This is a genomic window from Kordia antarctica (assembly GCF_009901525.1).
GTDB lineage: Bacteria > Bacteroidota > Bacteroidia > Flavobacteriales > Flavobacteriaceae > Kordia > Kordia antarctica.
The window spans coordinates 1,961,343-1,982,271 of sequence record NZ_CP019288.1; the positions used below are offsets into that span (position 1 = coordinate 1,961,343).

Below are 20,929 nucleotides of genomic sequence, written 5' to 3' on the forward strand. Positions count from 1 at the left end.
TACTAAGAGCGACAGCGAGTCTATCTCGTAAATAATAATTCTCTATATTTTACTAATGGCCAAATGTTGTCATCCACCAATAATTCTAGTTTGTCACAGTGGTAGCGAATTTCTTCAAAATACGGTCGCACGTTATTGCAATAGGCTTCTGCTGCTTTTTGACCTTTCAAATGGTTTGCTTTTTTGCGTTCCTCAGTCATCGCATTCACTTTTGAGTTGATTCCTGCAATATGCTCAGAAATTTTCTCGATTAAGTCAATTTGCTCTGCTGCTAATTTTTTGAAATCATCTCCAAAAATATTTTTCAATCCACTTACATTTTCAATTAATGTGTTTTGATAGCGAATTGCCGTTGGAATTACATGATTTCGAGCAATATCGCCTAAAACTCGTCCTTCAATTTGAATCCGCAACATATATTCATCCAATTCAATTTCATGACGCGCTTCTACTTCTACTTTGCTCATTACGTCCATTTCTTCATATAAGTCAAACGCTTTTTTAGAAATTTGAGCTTTTAAAGCTTCTGGCGTATTTTTATTATTACTTAATCCTCTTTTTTTAGCTTCTTTTTCCCAAGCTTCTCCATATCCATTTCCTTCGAAACGAATTTTTTTAGAATCCTTGATATATTCACGTAAGATATTAAAAACGGCTTCGTCTTTCTTTAAATCTTTTTCTGCAATTAAAACATCAACCTCAACTTTAAAATCTTTTAATTGTTTTGCAATGATCGTATTTAAAACCGTCATTGGACCTGCGCAATTTGCTATAGATCCTACTGCGCGTAATTCAAATTTGTTTCCTGTAAAGGCAAATGGCGACGTTCTGTTTCTATCCGTATTGTCTAATAAGATTTCAGGAATTTTACCAACAATGTTTAGTTTTAAGTCTGTTTTTTCTTCTGGAGATAATTTTCCTTTGGTTACGTTTTCTAATTCATCTAAAACTGCAGATAATTGCGATCCGATGAATACCGAAATTATTGCTGGCGGCGCTTCGTTTGCTCCTAAACGGTGATCGTTGCTAGCACTGGCAAAAGCGGCTCTGATCAATTCTTCATTGTCATGAACTGCTTTAATTGTGTTTACGAAGAACGTTAAGAATTGTAAGTTCTTCATCGGAGTTTTTCCAGGACTTAGTAAGTTAACACCTGTATTTGTTGCCAATGACCAGTTGTTATGTTTTCCAGAACCGTTGATTCCTGCAAATGGTTTTTCATGGAATAATACTTTAAATTGGTGACGCTGTGCCACTTTTTCCATCACATCCATTAATAAGGAGTTGTGGTCTACGGCTAAGTTTGCTTCTTCAAAAATTGGTGCTAATTCAAACTGGTTTGGTGCAACTTCATTGTGGCGCGTTTTTACAGGAATTCCCAATAACATACATTCGTTTTCTAAGTCGCGCATGTAACTCATTACTCTGTTTGGAATTGATCCAAAATAATGATCGTCTAATTGTTGTCCTTTTGCAGGAGAATGTCCTAATAAGGTTCTTCCTGTTAAGGTAATATCTGGTCGTGCTGCTGCTAATGCAGAATCAATTAAGAAATATTCTTGTTCCCATCCTAAAGATGCGTTTACTTTTGAAACATTCTTGTCGAAGTATTTACAAACTGCTGTTGCTGCATTGTCTACGGCTTGTAACGCTCTTAATAATGGTGCTTTATTGTCTAACGCTTCTCCTGTATAAGCTACAAAAATAGTTGGAATACATAAGGTTGTTCCGTATACAAATGCTGGCGATGTTGGATCCCAAGCGGTATAACCTCTGGCTTCAAATGTGTTCCGAATTCCTCCGTTTGGAAAACTTGACGCATCAGGCTCTTGTTGCACTAATTGTCCGCCACCAAATTTTTCCATCGCGCGTCCGTTGCCAATCGTTTCAAAAAACGCATCATGCTTTTCTGCAGTTGCGCCTGTTAATGGCTGAAACCAATGTGTGTAATGCGTTGCTCCTTTACTAATTGCCCATGCTTTCATTCCTGTAGAAATATGATCTGCAATTTTTCTATCGATTTTAGATCCAAATTCTATTGCGTTCATTACACTCTTGTATGCATCTTTTGTAAGATGTTGCAACATTGCGTGTTCATTGAATACATTTTTGCCAAATAGTTCCGAACGAAGCCCTTTTTCTTCAATTTCAAGAGGTTTTCTGTTTAATGTTTCTTTTAATGCATTAAATCTCAGCGTAGACATATTTATTATTTTTTACAAATATATCAATTTTAGCATGGTTTTTTTGCATAAAAATAATTATACCCTAAAAAAATAGGGGTTGTTAATAATTATTTGATAATTTACATAAATTTAACCTTCGATTTGAGCGGGTAGATTTAAAATTAATTTATATTTGCCTCCATAATTATTAATATCAATAGCACTATTATGAGTAAAATTAAACTTGAATACATTTGGCTAGACGGTTATAGGCCAACTCAAAATTTGAGAAGTAAAACTAAAGTTGAAGAACATGAAGATTTTCAAGGAACTATAGAAGAGCTTGGTAATTGGTCTTTTGATGGTTCATCTACTCAGCAAGCTTCTGGAGGCGCATCAGATTGTTTATTAAAACCTGTTGCTATTTATCCAGATCCTGCAAGAGTGGACGGATATTTAGTTATGACGGAAGTTTTAAATGCAGATGGAACTGCACATAAATCTAACGGAAGAGCTGCTATTGAAGATGAAGATAACGACTTCTGGTTCGGTTTTGAGCAAGAGTATTTTATTATGGATACAGCAACTCAATTACCACTTGGATTCCCAATTGGTGGATATCCAGGACCACAAGGAATGTATTATTGCTCGGTAGGTGGAAGAAATACACATGGTAGAGATTTTGTGGAAGAACATGCAGATTTATGTATTGATGCAGGATTAAATTTTGAAGGAATTAACCAAGAGGTTGCTTCTGGACAATGGGAATTTCAATTATTTGCACAAGGAGCAAAAAAGGCTGGAGATGAAATTTGGATTGCTCGTTATTTATTAGACCGTTTAACTGAAAAGTACGGATATTATATTGAGTATCATCCAAAACCAGTAAAAGGTGATTGGAATGGTTCAGGAATGCATGCTAATTTCTCAAATACTGTTCTAAGAACTTGTGGTTCTCAAGAAACGTATGAGAAAATTTGTGAAGCATTCAGACCAGTTGTAAAAGAACATATTGCAGTTTATGGTGAGTTTAACGATCAACGTTTAACTGGAGATCATGAAACTGCTTCTATAGATGACTTTAGTTACGGTGTTTCTGATAGAGGTGCTTCTATTCGTATTCCTATTATTACTGTAGAGAAAGGTTGGAAAGGTTGGTTAGAAGATAGAAGACCAGCATCAAATGGTGATCCTTATAAGATTGCTGGAAGAATTATAAAGACTGTAAAATCGGCTAATATTAGCTAGTTTCGATTTTATTAAACATACTAAAAAGAGCTTGCACAAAATGCAAGCTCTTTTTTTATACTATAGTTTTAATAACTAACCGTAATTCACTAGTTATTACAATGAAGTGCGGAATGATCTTGTAAATAACATAGCTGTCTGTGACGTGTTTTTGGATCAGGAAGCGGACTATGAGGTTTCCCTGGAACTCCTCCATTTACTTCTTGATAATTAACGCTTGAAATAGCTTTTTTGTTTAGGGCTAATAACTTAAGATTTCGTTTTTTCATTATGAAAATTTTTATGATTTATATCTATATGGGTTTAAATCAAAAAAACATTACCCAAAAAAAGTCAAATAATAATAAAAAGATATAAGACCGCTATGCTCTTAGAGTCAGGAATAAAGGCTTTATACGCACTATTTGATAAAATAATAATTTTCTTGTTTAAAAAACGAGATAGATAAATAACACATAACTCAAAAATAACAATACACCTTCATAGCGTTCAATTCCAAACTTCTTCGGAATAAACGCCAACGGATATAGTATAAAGGCAAAACCTAACATCCAAAAAATATCTCTGGAAAGAATGGAAACTTCTACTACAGGAATGTCCGTAATAACAGCTGTTATACCTAATACAGAAGCAATATTGAATATGTTAGAACCGATTAAGTTTCCGAGCGAGATTGCTTTTTCATTTTTCATTGCAGCAATGACGGAAGCTGCTAATTCTGGTACACTCGTTCCGATAGCAATCATAGTAATTGCAATAACTCCTTCTTTTACGCCCATTTCTATTGCAAATGCTTTTGCGCCTGCTACCAAAAATTCGGAACCAAAGTATAATGCTACGCCACCAATGGCTAACCAAGTGAATATTTTTAAGTATGATATTGTAGCAGCGACAGCGTCAATTTCTTCAATATCAACATCATCTTTGTTGTTTCTTGCGGAGCGAATGAGTACAACTAAGAATACAATCAAGCAAATTAATAGAATAATTCCTTCTAAACGAGTTAATACATCATCGTTCCATAAAAAATAATAAATTAATAAGGAGAACGCCATTAATACTGGCCAGGTGAGCTTATAAAAAGTATTGTTGACTGCAATAGGTCCAATAATCGCTGTGATTCCTAATACGAGACCAAGATTGGCAATGTTAGAACCAATAACATTATTAATGGCAATTGCAGGCGAATCATTTAACGCAGCATTTACACTCACCAATAATTCGGGCGCAGATGTTGCAAACGAAACTACTGTAAGACCGATGACCATTTTAGATATGTTCAATTTAAAAGACAATCCTACCGAAGCTCTTACTAGAAATTCTCCTCCAGCAACTAACAGAATTAATCCTATAATTACATATGCTATGTTTTCCATTGCTAATTTTTTTTGCGAAGATACTATTTCCTATTAGATGTTAAATAAACTATAAAATTCGTTGTTTAACTATTTTTATAGTTTAATAACTATTTTTTTAGTTATATTTGTGTTGAATTTATTTAAACTATGCAAAAATTAACAAACAAAGAAGAAGAAATAATGCACATCATTTGGCAGCTTGAAAAGGCTTTTGTGAAAGATGTACTAGCAGAAATTACTACGAAGAAGCCTCATTATAATACCTTATCCACAATTGTTCGGAATTTAGAAGAAAAAGGATATGTAAGTCACAATGCATACGGAAATACACATCAATATTATCCTGTGGTGACCAAAGAAGCATATCGTAAAAAGTATATGGATTCTGCAATTCAGCATTATTTTAATGATTCGTATAAGAATGTTGTTTCGTTTTTTGCGAAAGAAGAAAAAATCAGTGTAGACGATTTAAAAGAGATTATTAACCTTATTGAAAAAGAAAAATAATGGACGAACTATTTATATTTTTCGCAAAAAGTGCTGGAATATTGCTACTGTTTCTAGGTGCCTATTTTTTATGGTTACGAAAAGAAACGTTCTTTAGCGGAAATCGTTTTTTCTTGTTAGCCGGAATGATCATTTCCTTAGTATTGCCTTTTTTGGTAATTACGAAATACGTTGAGATTCCAACATTGACAACTGCCGCGAATAACCTATTTGTGAATGCAGAAATTACTGTTGCGCAAGAAACTTCAATTTCTTGGATAGCTATTTTATTATTTGTATATATTACAGGTGTTTTATTTTTCTTTGTCAAATTTTTGATAGAACTCACTTCGTTATGCAAATTACTTTGGACATCTACTATTTCACGAAGAGATGAACAGTTTATATATATTGAAACTACATCCACTTTTTCGCCGTTTTCATTTTTCAATTACATCGTATACAATCCTGCGTTGTATTCTGAAACTGAGTTGGCCGCGATTTTAAAACATGAACAAGCGCACAGTCGACAATTACATTCCGTAGATGTTTTTGTGGCAAAGTTGTATTGCATCTTTATGTGGTTCAATCCGTTAGCGTGGTTTTACAAAAAGTTTATTTTACAAAATTTAGAATTTTTGGCAGATAGTTCAGCCATCAAACAAATACCTTCAAAAAAAGAATATCAACGTACATTATTGAAAGTTTCAGGTCATACGTATTGCCCTGCATTCACCAATAATTTTTATAATTCATTAATCAAAAAACGAATCGTTATGTTACAAAAAACACAATCAAAACATCTGAATCGATGGAAACAACTTCTTATTTTACCGTTGCTTATTGCATTTGTATTTCTGTTTAATACAGAAGTCATCGCAAAAGAAATTAGTTCTACAATTCCAACTGCCGAAAAAGCTACTATTGAAGAAGTTGCTATGGGCGATTTAGTCGTAGTAATTACAAAAAACACTTCTATTGAAGAGTTGAAAGCGTATAAAAAAATGTTCTCTAAACAGGATATTAAAATGACATATAGTGATGTTGATTTTAATTCGAAAGGAGAAATTAGCCAAATTTCGTTAATCTTAACTTCCAAAAACATGGAAGCTGCTAATGGCAAATTTAAAGCTGCCAAAGACAAAGCTATTACTGAAATTCAGTTGGGAAAACGCGGCAATGAATTGTTCATTAAATCAAGTGCATTTGAAAATATGGGCAAAGGAACTTACACATATAAAGTAACTTCTGAATATATTGAAGGTGATGATGAGGATCAAAAAATCATTATAAAATCGTCAGACGGAAGCAATGTAAAAGTAAATACATGGACGCACAAAGGTGACGTAAAAACGATTGATGTAAAGAAAGAAGGCGGAAAAGAAGTTATCATTGTCAATGGAAAAAATATAGCTGCAGACAAAATCATTGAAGAGGAAATTGAGATTAAAAACGGTGATGGAAACAGCTTTATTTTTGTTGGAACTTCAAACGATACAAAAGATAAAGACGTTGAAATAGAAATTATTAAAGAAGAAGATAATAAGATTGTCTTTAACAATTCTAACAATAAAAAGCCTCTAATTATAGTTGACGGAAAAATAGTTGATGAAAGTAAGATGAAGAATTTGGATACTGACAAAATTGAAAGTGTTTCTGTCTTAAAAGGAAAATCTGCTACCGAAAAATACGGAGACAAAGGGAAAGATGGTGTGATTATTATTAAAACGAAGAAAAAGAAATAAATTTTTTCATCACAAGATTCAACAAAGGCAAGTTTTAGTTAACTTGCCTTTTATTTTTTTATCAATTGGTATTTAGTATCTTTAATTTTAAATTAAGATCATTTCGTCATGAAAAAAAAGATGTTCACAATACTAGCGAAGTTGAACAAAATACTATTGCCTTCTTTCTCCAAAAAACAATTGGATTTGGGAAAGGCAACAAAATTTCAATTAGCAATTATTGGCTGGCGTTATTACGTCACAACCAAAGCATTAGGTTAAAAACAACATTTTTTATGCAAATGACTTATTGGACGTAATCAAAAATAAGTTTAAAAAAGATTCACTTTTTACACTTTATTGTTTGTAATTACTATAAAAATAAATATATTTGCACCCACAAAAAAAGGCCTCGTGGCGCAACTGAATAGCGCACTTGATTACGGCTCAAGAGGTTACTGGTTTGAATCCAGTCGAGGTCACAATGAATCAAAAAAAGATTCAATATGAAGCGAGTTTCAAAAATGAAGCTCGCTTCTTTTTTTGGAATGAAGTGTAGTATTGATTTTTTGATTCTCAAAGCGGAGCTTTATCTGAAAAGTGTTGAAAACATCATTCTGAACTTGATTCAGAATCTCATTATATTGATTTTCAATGATTATGGGAAACCGAATCAAGTTCGGTTTGACGAAAATTCGACTTTTTAGACGACCTCTTTTTATTTTAGTAAGTTTTTCGTTTTCAAAGCTGCTCTCTTTATCTGGATCATAAAATAAACCAGTCAAGTTCAGAATGACGTTTTTACTTCTTCCGCAACAACGTCAATATTTCTTTTTCGCCAGATCTACTCATAACAAATTGCAACGTATCTGTATTCAAAGTAGTAATCTCTACTCCTATTTCTAATTTCCCTTTTGGAGTAGAATATAACAATCCGTTTGCTATTTTATAAGTTCCAGACTCTTCTTGTCCTCCTATTTTAGAATCATATGTTTTATCGCCTTTAAAGTTAAAATACACATTATCTCTGCATCTATCTGCTCCCGTAGATTCCGTTATCCATGTTGTACAATTCCATTCTCCAGCAATTTTTTCATATTCCTCAGAATTACTACATGAAATTAATAACAATCCAAAAATTAATCCAAGCGCTTTTTTCATACTATTTTTTGTTTAAAGCTAGTGTTTCTATTTCTAAATTTGGCAAATGAATTGGCTTGTTTAGAAAATTATCTATATTTTTTGAGATGAAATAAGTATTTCGAAGAATTTAGGAAAGATATTCTCAGAAATCTGTTCTTTTCATTAATGAATGAACTAATTCATCTTAATCGTTTCTGTTTTCAGTGTAAAATCCTTGTGTCCTGTTTGCCAAAAAGCGAATGATAAAATATCTTGACGTTCCGCTTTTCGTTTCTCGGCGCTTGCGTCAAAACCGTGTCCACTATTAAAATCGACATTAAATAATATTGGTTTATCGGAAGCATTTGCTTTCAGCATTCGTGCAGCAAACTTTCCAGGTTGCCACGCCGGAACTCTAGTATCATTCATTCCTGCGGTTAGTAAAACTGCTGGATATTTCTCGCCATCTTTTATATGATGATACGCGTCCATTTCTAGCAAATATTCAAATTCGGAAGCATCTTTTACAGTTCCGTATTCTTTAATTCCGTTGAGTCCATTTGGCGTGTTTTCAGAACGTAATGTGTTCAGTTTTCCAACGCGAATAATAGCTGCTGCATACAAATCTGGACGTTCTGTAATAGCGCGACCAAGCAAAATTCCGCCTGCGCTAGAACTCCACGCCGCAATTTTACTCGGATTTGTGTACTTTTTATCAATCAAATATTCGGTACACGCAATAAAATCTTTCCACGTATTGGGTTTTGTCTTTTTAAATCCTGCTTTGTGCCACGTATCACCTTTTTCGCCGCCGCCACGAACGTGTGTTACAGCGTAAATTCCGCCTTTAGCAATCCATTCCATCATCATCGTTTCTAATTCAGGTTTCAAGGAAATACCATACGTTCCATAACCTCTCATCAATACATGATTATTGCCTGTTTTTTGAATGTTTTTATGATAGATTAACGACATAGGAATCAACGTTCCATCATGCGACGCAACTTCTACTTCTTCCACTATAATATCATCATATGTAGCTTTTTTGCTTTTAGGATCTAAACTTTCTTCGGTAAATTTTTTTTGGTTTGAATCATATTTGTAGCGAACTTCATTTGTGGTCCAACCATTAATTTCTATCCATAAATCATCATACGTTGCGCCTTTTGCAATTAAATAGATTGCTCCTGCAGGTTTTGGAATCGGGATTTCTTCAATCAAACCCGATTTTAAACAATATAATTTAGAAGAAACACCATTTTTAGTCTTCACAAAAAAGAGCCCTTCTTTTGTAATCGTAAAATCTGAAATCGTTGCATTTGGATCTTCTGCTACCAAAACTTCCGCGTTTCTCACATCTGGGTTTTTCAACGATGTTTTACAAATCTTAAAGTTTGACGCTTCTCGCGCTGTCACAAAATACATGTCATCGCCATCAATAAAGAAATATGGAATTTTATCTTCTTGTTTAAATAATGGTTTCCAGTGTATTTTCTGATTGTATAAATTTTCATATTCCGTAAAATAATATTCATAATATGGACTTGCGCCAGATACGTTACTGAATATATATTTGTCATGTTGATTCTGTACAATTACTTCTGGAAAATCGCCCGAATTCATTTGTATTTCAGGATTATTTTCTTTGGAAAAAATAACGTTTCTCTTTTTCGGATCGCTTCCTAATGTGTATAAAACGGTTTCTACATTCTTTAAATATTCTTCAGCATCACTATTGGTTTCAGGAATGTATTCGTAAAAAAATCCGCTATCATCCGATAACCAACGAACGCCGCCTAAAGCAGTTGGCCAAGAATTGTAAATAATTTGCGAATATTTTTTTTTGGTTTTCACATCTAAAATGATCATTTCAGATATTTCTTCGTCGTCTTTAGAGAGACTAATTACTATTTTAGTATTATCCCAACTTGGGTTAAAATAGTTAATATAATAGTTGTTTTTTGATTGAATTTTATAAGTTTCAGGGTCAAAAACTAAGATTTCTTCTCCTGCTATTTCATGCCTGCTGTACAGTTTTTTTGATTCCTCTATTGGATTTTTCTTCAAGTAATAATAATGATCGTCGTTTGTAAATGTTAGTTCTGATATTTCTGCGGAAGCATTCGTTGTATTTGTTTGAAACGATTCTCGGCCTGAGATGTTTTGCAATATATTTTGTGCAAATAATGTTTCTTTTTGATACCAATCGAGAATCATAGAATCCTTGATATTTTCGAGCGGTCGGTAGGTATCTATAATCTCTTTACCATGATATAGTTCGGAAGTATTACTTTCTATATGGCTTGGTATTCCTCTTTCAAATTGTTTCTCTTTGGAGCAACTTATAAAAATAATACACAAAATAAACAGCACTTTTTTACACATAATTTTCTGGGATTAATGAAGCGTACAAGCCTTTGGAATGACTTGTACACTTAGCTACTCTAATGTAATTTTATTACTTCACAAATACATCGTGTGCTTGAACCTGCACATGCATTCTAGTGTCTCCTGTTTTTGAGTTACCTTCTCTTGTTCTTCGGCCACCTCCAGAAATCATTTCTCGTTCGTTTACTTTTGCTATTCTAACTTTAGATAATAGCAATTTGTCTAGGTATTTGGTCTTGTTTCTCATATTTAATTGTTTTAATGTTATACTAAATGTATGAGATAATTACTATCAAATCCAAATGAAGTTATGAACTATTTATAAATTTTAAATGACAGATTTGATTCTAAAATACTGAATATCAATTATTTGAATTTTTTATTTTGCTTTTTAGCTGTCGTATAAAGAATGATGGTTTTATGCCCGTTTTCTTGTAAAAAGCTGCCGAAAACGACTGTTGCGTCTTAAATCCGCTATCTTCTGCAATGGCTTTTATGGTATATTCTCGGAATCGGGAATCGGTTGTAATACGCTCAATGGAATATTCAATTCGAAGTTGATTCAAGTAGTTTGCAAAGTTTACTTGTTTGATTTCATTAATTACTTTTGACAAATAAGTGCCGTTCGTATTGAGTTCTCTTGCCAATTGTGGTAAGGTGTATCTTTTCTTGACAAACTTATCGGTAGCTTCAAACTTTTCGAGTTTTGCCAAAATATCATTCACTAAATCTTCGGGTAATTCCTTTAGATTGTTTTCAATAATCGTGACTTCTTCTTTTATCGCGGCTGCCTTTTTAGATTGCTTTTCTTGTTGTGCTGCTAATAATTTATGGAAACGCTTTTTGTGAATGACTTGTTTTCGGAAAAAATAATAAATCGCGCCAGCAAACGTTAATAATAAGGACAGTAATATAATAATTGTAGTATCGGACGTTTTATTTTTTTTATTTAATTCTTTAATAATTTTATCTTTTATTTTAATCAATATTTCATTATCATAATCCTTTAAATTTAGGATTAAGTCTTCATAGCTTGCAGTATAAATGTCATTAAATTTTATTTCTTGCTTCAAATAGTGAAGATGTTTTTCCTCATCTTTAACTAATTCATAATGTTTTCGTAAATATTTATAGGCATCTAAGAATTCTGGCAGCACATCTTTTGTAATCTCTAAGATTGAATCAACACTTCTAAAATGTTTCCTAGCCAACTTAGGATTATTCATTGTCAGGTTATTTTTTCCAAGATATAAATGCGCAAAGGCTAACGAAGGTCTTTCGGTAGTGTCATTCAAAAATAGTTTTTTTGCTTTGGTTAAACTATCAATCGATGTTTCATATTCTTTTTTGAAATACGAGTTAATTCCTGAATTCAATACAAAGTAATTATAAGCATGATGATCTTCTATATCGATAGAACTTTTCATTCCTTTAGCTATGTACTGTGTAGCAGAATCTAATTGTCCCGTATACGTGAGCGAATGTGAAAGTGCATATAATCCTAAATTGTATTTTTCAACTAGTTTTTTATTTTTAGATCCTTCTAAAAAATTGACATATTGCTTAAATACTTTTTTGGCTTCCTCATGTCGCTTCGTTGTATTTTTTATTAAAGCAATATTAAAATTAATGGTTTCATAAAGCAGCGTGTTTTCTTTGGCTAAATGCAATGCGTCTACATAATATTTGAACGCCGTATTGTACTTTCCTTTTCTATAATAATACCTTCCTTTTAGATGATACCCAAGAGCTGGAAATTTCTCATTGTTTTTTAAATTTTTTGTAATAAAGAGAATACTATCACTGTATGCTAAACTGAGTTTGTTTAAAGGTTTAAGGTAAAATTCGGAGTATTCATCGTACGCATTTGCTATCCCTAATGTATCCTTACTTTGTTTTGCTTTTTGCAATGCAATTTCTAATGTATCCTTACTTTGTTTTGCTATTTGCAATTTTTCTTCAAATGTAGTAAGATTTACAGAATCAATTTTAATAGTTTCTGTTTGTAGTTTGGTAGAATCAACACTATGTATTGTAATAGTATTTTGCGCAACCAAAAACGCACTAAAAAGCTGTAAAGCCATTATGAACGCTAGGGTTTTGAAAACTTTTTTTGTATAAATCATGGGATATTAATGTAAGCTATATAAGTCATTTTTAAGGTAAGACTTTTAATACTTTCAAGTTAGTGAATTTTTGTAAGTATTTGTGAAAGATTTATAAATCGTGAATAGCTTCTCTTGTTTTTAGGTAAACTTTCCACTTACATTTACAGCAATGAAAAGTATAACGATTCAAAAAAGATAGAAGTTTTTTTGGTTATTTAAAACTTCTATAAATGATCTAAATTGTTTGCTTCTGCCACTTGAGCTAGAGTTTTAACCGATTTCTTTACGCGACGGCAGCTTGTAAATATTTAAATCGAAAAAATACTTTTTTAAGTATGGTTGTTGATTAACGTGCTACTAGTTGTATTACCAAAACAGCTAGTAGCCATCAACAAAATTGTAAGGTATTAAAGATGATTTCACTTTTTGTTCAATCTTAAACATTCAAAATTTATGAAATTTAATTCGATTATATATGTTTTGATACTGGCGATTTTAATTTTAGCCTTTGGAATTATTTACCAAGTAATTCTATCGCTCACGATTGACGAAAATTCAGAAAAATTTACTAAAAGACATCAACTACGAAAACAATGGTTTTTAAACATTTTGAAACCCGATCATAAAACCATTGGATACAGCTTTATATTAGGATTATGTATTGCAATTTTAGGAATGAGCATTGCGGTGTTTGCACAACAATTAATCGATCAGATATTGCCCTCTAAAAACACCAATATGCTCATTTTTAGTATCGTTATCGTCTCCGTATTATTATTAGTAAAAGTGTTTTTTACGACGCTGCGCGATAATTTTCTGATTTCACAAAGCAAAGATTTAAACAATCGAATTATTGATCGATTTTACACATCATTGTTGCGATTGCCAAAACCGTTTTTTGACACGCGAAAGATTGGCGAATTGGTGGCAAGATTCAACGATACACAACGAATTCAAAATGTGATCAAAGTAATTATAGGAAATGTTGTTATTCATACATTAATTTCTATTGTTTCATTAGCATTTCTATTTTATTATTCATGGAAAATTGGCTTGATTGCAGCTATAAGTTTGCCATTTTATTTTCTATTTATATATGGTTTCAATACAAAAATCATTGTAGCACAAAAGGAAATCATGCGAAGTTCTACAGATAATGAGAGCAATTATATCAACTCGATTCAAAATATTTCAACCATAAAAAACACAAAAAGACTAAGTGTTTTCCAGAAAATGAATCAACGTATGTATGGAAATTTTCAAGATAAGATATTTCAATTAGGGAAAATAAATGTGCGTTTGTCGCTATTTTCAAGTGTATTTGGCGTGTTATTCCTAATGGGCGTTTTAATGTACGCGGCGTTTGAAGTTTATAGCGGATTTATGTTGATTGGCGAACTGACAGCCGTTTTGTGCATTGCAAGTTCGTTGCTTCCTTCTGTGGCAAGTTTGGCTTTAGTCGCAATTCCGATCAATGAAGCGCAAGTTGCTTTTGACAGAATGCACGAATTGATTGCTTTGGAAGAAGAATCCTCAGAAAAAACACTAATTACACAGTTTGAATCATTAACTATTACAGATGTTTCTTTTGCCTTTTCACGCAGAAAACAAATTTTAAATAAGATAAATATTCAGGTTTCTAAAAATCAATGTATTGCCATTGTTGGCGAAAGTGATTGCGGAAAAACTACGCTGAGTCAACTAATTCAAAAAAAATACACACATACCAATGGAGAAATTTTAGTGAATGAAAAAATTCCGTTACAACAAATTTCAACCAAAGATTGGCACACTATGATTGGCGTTATTCCGCAAGAAATTATCATTTTTCCAGGCACTTTATTTGACAATATTGTCTTAGGCAAAAAAGATTCGCTTCAAAATGTGGACGCGTTTATTACGGAATATAGTTTTGAAGATTTTATTCAAAGTTTACCAAAAGGCTACGCAACTTTGTTAGGAAAAGACGGCATAAATTTATCTGACGGACAAAAACAGATATTGGCATTAATTCGAGTTTTATACAAAAAGCCACAAGTGCTCATTTTGGATGAATTCACGGCAACGATGGACAGAAATACTGCAATGTTCGTTTTTAAAGTATTAAAACAATTAAAATCAAAAATTACCATCATTATTATTTCCCATCATTTACAGTATTTAAAGTTAGTTGTCGATGAAATTTATATAATTCAAGAAGGAGAAACAAAAGTACATGGAAGTCATAGAACATTATTAAAGACACAAAATTTTTATAGTGATTTTTGGGAAAAGCTACTAAAAACATCTGAAATAGTTAGTTGGATTTCATAAAAAAGTGATTGCTTTTAGTAGCTCCAAAAATTTATAATGATATAAGAGACCAACACATGAAGCGCAATTTTTTTTTATTAAGTTTTTAAGTTTTTGCGCTTAGTTAACTGGGAATTCTAAGCATCTGCAACATGTGTATTGGTCTCTTTTTTAAGTTGATAAGCCTTTATATTATTTACTTTAGGCAGGCAAAGCGGCTTGGTTTCACAACCGCCGCTTTGCTATTTTTAATACTTTATATCATTAAAATGACACAAGAAAAATTACTCTTTTTAAAAGGTTTTATCATAGGATTTCTATGCGCAATTGCGGGAATTATCGCTTTTGTAATGATTGCTTTGTTTGTGATGGAACGTTAAATACTTAAAGATAATATTGACTGATAAAACTCTCGTATTTCCCTTCTGATTCGTAAAAATAAATACCAATCATCAACGTACTGTTTTCAGGAATTTTATCTTGAATTCCATTGTCAAAACTACTCCAAGAGCTGGTTTTTAAAATTTCTACTAACTTATCGTCAACAGGGTTATTAAAACTATCAATCATTTTTACCAATTTCACTTTTACATCAGATGTAAATGTAAGTTCAAAAAAGGCGTACGTTTTTTTGAGTTTAATGCCTTTAAACTGCACCAATTGTTTGTGTAATTTTCCTTTTTCGCGATAGTGAATTTTATTTGTATGATTAATTTTCTTTTTCTTGAAAAGATCCAAAATAGCAAGTTCCCGACGTTGCTGCTTCATTGCGCGTGCTGTTTTTCGTCGTTTCTTCCGATAAATACCTGAATAGTCTATATATAGCAAACCCGAACACATACCAATTGTATATTTCCCATCTTTAGTACGAGATGCGTAAGCTATTAAAGTTGTGTTTTTTTCGATAAAAATGCTACAAGATGATCCAATACCGCCATTATTTCCTACTACATAAATTGAAGTTATTTTTTCACCTTTATACAAAGTATTCGTTTTAATATCGGCTTTGTATAATTCTTGATCTTTTTCGTTTGGATAAATTTTTACGAGCGTCACATTTGCAACAAAATCAGAATTTATATATTTTTCGGTAATGCTTGGCGGATCACAAGTGCATGCTGAAACGTGTACAACACATAACATGGCTATTATTTGAATTATTTTTTTCATACACTTTATTTATTTCATTTTACTACTTAAACGTTTTCAGTTTTTCTTCAAACTCTGCGATAATTTCGTAAAATACAGGATTTTGATGATTTTTAAATTCGTCAATCATGCGTTGTAAGGTTTCTGGCGATTCTTCTTCCTTCGAAGGAAAAAAGCTTTCTTTTGGTGCCAGCGAGAAAAATAATTCATCCGACCAATCGTTTCTAATACAATCAATTACCAAATGAACGCGATGTGTAGTTCCGTTATTTTCTACGCCATGTGGCAAATTTATATTTGTATACCAAGCTTCACCGGAACGCATTTGCAAACGTTCATCATTCAAAATAAAGAAAACTTCATCATTTGTAATCACTGGAATGTGAACTCTGAAAATTCCATCTTCATAACCGCCATTGTAATCAATATGTGTATTGACAATTTTTCCCGCTGGGAGATTCATCAATCGAACAGCTTCTTTGTCGCATAAAAAAGAATTGATCACTTCGTCAAAATATGGACATTCATCCAATACAACTGTATTTTTGAATCTACTTGCTTGATTTTCAGTAGCAACAGCAGAATCTAAAGTTCCATCAACAGAACGAAGTGGCAAAATATAGTCTTTTCCAGCATAATTAGTTGGCACATAATTTTCCAAAAAGTTAAACTTCATACAGGTTGCTAAATCTACTTGCAAAGCTTTCACATCAAACGTAAAAGGAAATAGCAAATATCCAGTTTTGGGCGTGTTTTGTTCCATGTATTCATACTTTTTGATTAGTTCTTTGCTAAAAGTATACATAATTTTGAAATCTACCATTTTGATATTAATTTATCCGCAAGAAAAGATATTATTAAAATTTATAACCTAGATTCAATCTGTATCCATATTTTTATGCTGAAATTTACATTCTAAATTAATTTACATCATGAAAAATATCCTATTGTCGTGCCTATTTTTAGTTTTCTCTTTTGTAAGTATTGCGCAAGAAAATTTATTACAATCTGGACCAATGGTTGGATATTCAGATTTTAGAGAAGCATTAATTTGGGTTCAAACTACGAAACCAGCAAACGTGAAAATCGGCTATTTTGCTTCTGATGAAAATGAAAAATTCACAAAAAACATTCAAACTACTTTAGAAAATGACTTGATAGCGAAGTTAACGCCAAACGAAGTTGACTACGGAAAAACATATAGATATAAACTGTATATCAATGACATATACGTTCCAAGAGCTTATAAATTAGAGTTTCAGACACAAACTTTATGGCAGTACAGAACTGATCCGCCAGATTTTAAAATTGCGTTAGGTTCGTGTAGTTTTATTAATGAAACTAAAGATGACCGACCGAATCCGTATGGTGGAAAGTATCAAATATTTGATGCTATTCTTGCAAAAAATCCAGATTTAATGTTATGGGTTGGCGATAATATGTATTTGCGAACGCCCGATTTTATGACTGAAACTGGAATTCGCCATCGATTCAGACATACGCGCGCAACTCCAGAATTGCAAGCATTACTAGGAAGTGTACATCATTATGCAACTTGGGACGATCATGATTATGGACCAAATGATGGAGATCGTAGTTATGTGAATAAAAAAATTACGGAGAATACTTTTAATAAATATTGGGGAAATTTGAATACAAATGCTGCCGGAAATGGCGGCGTAACACAACATTTTGCGTGGAATGATGTAGAAGTTTTTATGTTGGATGATCGATATCACAGAGCGCCAAATAGAGATCCGAATGATGACAGAGCGTATTTAGGCAAACAACAATTGGATTGGCTGATTGATGCGTTAACGAATAGCAGCGCGACGTTTAAAATCATCGTAAATGGCGGACAAGTGATCAGTGATGTCGCAAAGTTTGAAAACTACGCAATGTATCCAACGGAGCGCGCAAAGTTGTTACAACGCTTGCATGACTCCAAAATAGAAGGCGTATTTTTTATTAGTGGCGACAGACATCATACAGAGATTTCCAGATTGGAGCGTGAAGACGCATATCCGTTGATTGATATTACGTGTTCTCCGCTTACCGCTGGAACTCATAAAGCAAGAGACGAAGGCAATACGCTTCAAGTGAAAGACAAAACATTTTACAATCGTAACTTTGGAATTATTGACGTTTCTGGCAAACGAAAAGAACGCACGTTGCTTCTAACTATTTATGATTCCGACGGAAAAAAAGCCATTGATTACACGATTAAAGCGCAAGATTTACGGTATCCGAGAAAGTAAAATTTAAAAATCACTTTTTATAAATTATTCAAACCGTCAACTAACAATTGGCGGTTTTCTTTTTTAAATTTTACAGCTTTCGCGATATTTCTCAGATACAATTACAAAAACAGAAGTAGCGTAATTAAAAAACTATTTTTAAACTATAAATCAAATAGTTACAAAAAAGTAATTATTTCTTATTTAAGGCTTCATTAGAAGATTTTCCGTAACTTCCTTTCAGTTTACTTCAAAATAACGTCATAAATCAAGTATTTATACGCTAGTATATGATCTCATTTTTTATGAAATTTGAAGTTACAAATTACACCTTTAAACCAACCAATTAATCTCAAAATAAAATGAAAAACCAATCCTTATTAAAAACTGTGATGTTGCTATGTGTGGCACTATTATTTTTACACTCTTGTGAAGAGAAGAAAAAAGACAAACAAGATGATGATGCCATAACCGATGTGAAAACTGAAAGTAGTTATGACTTAGCAGATGCAGAAACAACAAGTACTTGCAATTGCGAGTCAGATTGGTTTCCGCATACACAAACTAAAGCACCAGCAGAAGGCGCTAACAGTCCTTTTGCGGCAAGCGAAACAGCCAATTGTATTTTTCATCAATGGTCATGGCAAAAGTTTCTGTGGTTAACAGTACCTGATGCTACAGCTAGCAAAACACCATTATTTTTAAGAGATGCTAGTATTACACAAGTCGATCCATATATGAAACCAGTTACCATTCCAAGCGGCGTTTTACTTGCATTATCAACAAAAGATGCAGAACAAGCAGGATCATCCGCTATTTTAGAATCAAATCCTAACTTTAATACCAATGGTGTCGCAGGAACTGTGTTTTATGCAATCTACATGAACAACACAATGAATACTGCCGCAAAAGGATTTGCTAAAGGTTTACATAATGGAACAATAAAACCTTCAAACTCAAAAGCATTTCCAGTAGGATCGTTTGAATTAAAAACGTCTTGGATTCCAACTTCTGTGATTCCAGCAGCAGATTTAGCAAATTATTACACTACAAATGCAAGTATTGATGGTAAAACTGTTGAAGTTGCTATGTTAGGGATGCATGTTGTAGGTGTTGTAGAAAATCATCCTGAATTTATTTGGGCAACATTTGAACACAACAACCTTGCACCTGCTTTTAATTGGACAGAAGGAACTGCTAGTGCCGATACTGAAAAATTATTATTTAAAAAAGGAAGTGTTTCTACTATTGATGGAATTAAATGGACAGGTACCTCTATGAGTGAAGCGTATTCGCTTTTTGAATATGGTGTTCCAAGAGTTAAAGGTGGTACGCCAACAACAAATTTCATGACGACAAGTCAGTCAGAGCCAGAAAATTATAATAATATCAAAAATATTGATGCTAGTGTTGCTGAAAAACTAACAGATGTTTGGAACAACTATGCATATACTGGTTCTATTTGGATTAATACTGATGGTTTAACACCTGCAGAACAAATAGCATTAATAATAAAAGAAGGAAGTTCAATTGGAAGTGCAACACCTGGTTCAGTTGCAAGAGGTTCTTTAAACTCTGCCAATATTACTATGGAAACCTATACACAAACATTCAATTCAAGTTTAGCGAGCATCAATGTTAGCAACTTAACAAACTGCTTTTCATGCCACAGCGCGCAGAGTTTTAGTAGCGGAACTCCAAAATCTCCTATATACATCAGTCACGTATTTGATGGGTATTTACAAAGTCAAAAAGGAGCGTCTGAGACTGAAATTGATATAATGAAAGTAAAAGAGTTTCAACAGATTTTTATAGAAAAGAATAAAAAATAATCACACAATAAAAAACCGCTTAAAAAAAAAGAGAATCCTCAGGGCAAAGGATTCTCTTTTTATTTTTAATACAATTTATCAGATTGTTAACACTTAAAATACTAAATATTTATACTGTAAATATAGTCTAGTATATAATTCACACCTTACAAAGTCGATGAAAATATAATTTTATACAGATAAACGGTCTATTTATATCGATAAACGACCATTAAATTCTATTTTTATATACTTTGAAATTTTCTTAAACAAAAAAAAGAACTTTTTGGGGGCACAAAAAGTTCTTTATTTCTTTACAATTTACCAGATTGTAATTATCGTAATACTAAATAGTATGCAGCAAATATAAGGTTAGAAAGATAATTGATCCGCAAAAGTCGATCAGTTAGTAGTAGTGTATAGACGAATGACAATATATTGACGATTAATGCTATCGTGATCTTTTTACACAGGTACTCAGGCAGTTAATTAAAATATAGCCAATTTTATACAACAAACTATTGACTGTATTTTACAAATAATTCTTTTTCCATTCGATAACAAGTCTATTTTATTAAAATTTTTCGAATGCTTTAAAAGATTGAAAATTTAGGAACTCCAATTTAGAAAACTCTTTTTAAAACACTATAAAGCATAAAAAATCTCATCAAAAAAATAGCTGTATAAAAAGCAAAAGGAGTGTTCCCCAACACTCCTTTCTAATTGTAGAATAATAAACCTCAATAAAAATATTCATTGAAACTTAATCTAAATTAGTAAATGTTGAACTCGTAATTTGGTTTTTTTTGTGAGCGTAGAGAAAAGTTAATAAGCGTTGCGT

Annotated in this window: 15 protein-coding genes and 1 tRNA gene; 8 read left to right on the forward strand and 8 right to left on the reverse strand. The window is 32.4% G+C overall.

Annotated features, from left to right (window positions below; genetic code table 11):
- Nucleotides 1-20 precede the first annotated feature (20 nt).
- Nucleotides 21-2,204, reverse strand: a complete 2,184-nt coding sequence (locus IMCC3317_RS07870; protein WP_160128981.1) for a glutamine synthetase III family protein — start codon at nucleotides 2,202-2,204, stop codon at nucleotides 21-23.
- A 189-nt stretch (nucleotides 2,205-2,393) separates the two neighbouring features.
- On the opposite strand from IMCC3317_RS07870, the gene IMCC3317_RS07875 reads away from it, so the two are divergent.
- Nucleotides 2,394-3,413, forward strand: a complete 1,020-nt coding sequence (locus tag IMCC3317_RS07875) for a glutamine synthetase beta-grasp domain-containing protein (protein WP_160128982.1) — start codon at nucleotides 2,394-2,396, stop codon at nucleotides 3,411-3,413.
- A 428-nt stretch (nucleotides 3,414-3,841) separates the two neighbouring features.
- On the opposite strand, the gene IMCC3317_RS07880 is transcribed toward IMCC3317_RS07875, so the two are convergent.
- Nucleotides 3,842-4,789 carry a calcium/sodium antiporter gene (locus IMCC3317_RS07880; protein ID WP_160128983.1) on the reverse strand — a complete coding sequence of 316 codons (948 nt, stop codon included), beginning with the start codon at nucleotides 4,787-4,789 and terminating at the stop codon, nucleotides 3,842-3,844.
- Nucleotides 4,790-4,918: 129 nt separating this feature from the next.
- On the opposite strand from IMCC3317_RS07880, the gene IMCC3317_RS07885 reads away from it, so the two are divergent.
- From IMCC3317_RS07885 to IMCC3317_RS07900, 4 genes are all read left to right on the forward strand, one after another.
- Nucleotides 4,919-5,278 (forward strand): BlaI/MecI/CopY family transcriptional regulator, encoded by a 360-nt coding sequence (locus IMCC3317_RS07885; protein ID WP_160128984.1) that lies wholly within the window; start codon nucleotides 4,919-4,921, stop codon nucleotides 5,276-5,278.
- Nucleotides 5,278-7,002, forward strand: coding sequence for a M56 family metallopeptidase (locus IMCC3317_RS07890; RefSeq protein ID WP_160128985.1), 1,725 nt, complete (start codon nucleotides 5,278-5,280; stop codon nucleotides 7,000-7,002). The genes IMCC3317_RS07885 and IMCC3317_RS07890 overlap by 1 nt, the downstream gene beginning before the upstream one ends.
- A gap of 108 nt (nucleotides 7,003-7,110) precedes the next feature.
- The gene (locus IMCC3317_RS07895) at nucleotides 7,111-7,263 is read left to right on the forward strand and encodes an SsrA-binding protein (RefSeq protein ID WP_160128986.1); all 153 of its coding nucleotides are present in this window, start codon (nucleotides 7,111-7,113) and stop codon (nucleotides 7,261-7,263) included.
- Nucleotides 7,264-7,389: 126 nt separating this feature from the next.
- A tRNA-Arg gene (locus IMCC3317_RS07900) sits at nucleotides 7,390-7,463 on the forward strand.
- A 319-nt stretch (nucleotides 7,464-7,782) separates the two neighbouring features.
- Here IMCC3317_RS07900 and IMCC3317_RS07905 read toward each other — a convergent pair.
- The 4 genes from IMCC3317_RS07905 to IMCC3317_RS07920 all read right to left on the reverse strand — a co-directional run bounded on the left by IMCC3317_RS07905 (nucleotide 7,783) and on the right by IMCC3317_RS07920 (nucleotide 12,575).
- Entirely contained in the window at nucleotides 7,783-8,142 is a 360-nt protein-coding gene (locus IMCC3317_RS07905; protein ID WP_160128987.1) for a lipocalin-like domain-containing protein, read from the reverse strand.
- Between the two features lie 156 nt (nucleotides 8,143-8,298).
- Nucleotides 8,299-10,488, reverse strand: coding sequence for a prolyl oligopeptidase family serine peptidase (locus tag IMCC3317_RS07910; protein WP_160128988.1), 2,190 nt, complete (start codon nucleotides 10,486-10,488; stop codon nucleotides 8,299-8,301).
- A 73-nt stretch (nucleotides 10,489-10,561) separates the two neighbouring features.
- The gene (locus IMCC3317_RS07915; protein ID WP_160128989.1) at nucleotides 10,562-10,738 is read right to left on the reverse strand and encodes a hypothetical protein; all 177 of its coding nucleotides are present in this window, start codon (nucleotides 10,736-10,738) and stop codon (nucleotides 10,562-10,564) included.
- Nucleotides 10,739-10,853: 115 nt separating this feature from the next.
- Nucleotides 10,854-12,575 carry a helix-turn-helix domain-containing protein gene (locus tag IMCC3317_RS07920; RefSeq protein ID WP_160128990.1) on the reverse strand — a complete coding sequence of 574 codons (1,722 nt, stop codon included), beginning with the start codon at nucleotides 12,573-12,575 and terminating at the stop codon, nucleotides 10,854-10,856.
- Nucleotides 12,576-13,052: 477 nt separating this feature from the next.
- Between IMCC3317_RS07920 and IMCC3317_RS07925 the strand changes: the two genes are divergently transcribed.
- Nucleotides 13,053-14,912 (forward strand): peptidase domain-containing ABC transporter, encoded by a 1,860-nt coding sequence (locus IMCC3317_RS07925; protein WP_160128991.1) that lies wholly within the window; start codon nucleotides 13,053-13,055, stop codon nucleotides 14,910-14,912.
- 363 nt (nucleotides 14,913-15,275) lie between these two features.
- On the opposite strand, the gene IMCC3317_RS07930 is transcribed toward IMCC3317_RS07925, so the two are convergent.
- On the reverse strand, nucleotides 15,276-16,061 hold the full coding sequence (locus tag IMCC3317_RS07930; protein ID WP_160128992.1) for a hypothetical protein: 786 nt from the start codon (nucleotides 16,059-16,061) through the stop codon (nucleotides 15,276-15,278).
- A 22-nt stretch (nucleotides 16,062-16,083) separates the two neighbouring features.
- The gene (locus IMCC3317_RS07935) at nucleotides 16,084-16,863 is read right to left on the reverse strand and encodes an aspartyl/asparaginyl beta-hydroxylase domain-containing protein (RefSeq protein ID WP_160128993.1); all 780 of its coding nucleotides are present in this window, start codon (nucleotides 16,861-16,863) and stop codon (nucleotides 16,084-16,086) included.
- A 109-nt stretch (nucleotides 16,864-16,972) separates the two neighbouring features.
- Here IMCC3317_RS07935 and IMCC3317_RS07940 point away from each other — a divergent pair, with 109 nt between their 5' ends.
- Together IMCC3317_RS07940 and IMCC3317_RS07945 are read left to right on the forward strand one after the other, a co-directional pair.
- Complete coding sequence (locus IMCC3317_RS07940) at nucleotides 16,973-18,298, forward strand: alkaline phosphatase D family protein (protein ID WP_160128994.1); 1,326 nt, start codon at nucleotides 16,973-16,975, stop codon at nucleotides 18,296-18,298.
- A 341-nt stretch (nucleotides 18,299-18,639) separates the two neighbouring features.
- Nucleotides 18,640-20,109, forward strand: coding sequence for a hypothetical protein (locus IMCC3317_RS07945; RefSeq protein ID WP_160128995.1), 1,470 nt, complete (start codon nucleotides 18,640-18,642; stop codon nucleotides 20,107-20,109).
- Nucleotides 20,110-20,929 lie beyond the last annotated feature (820 nt).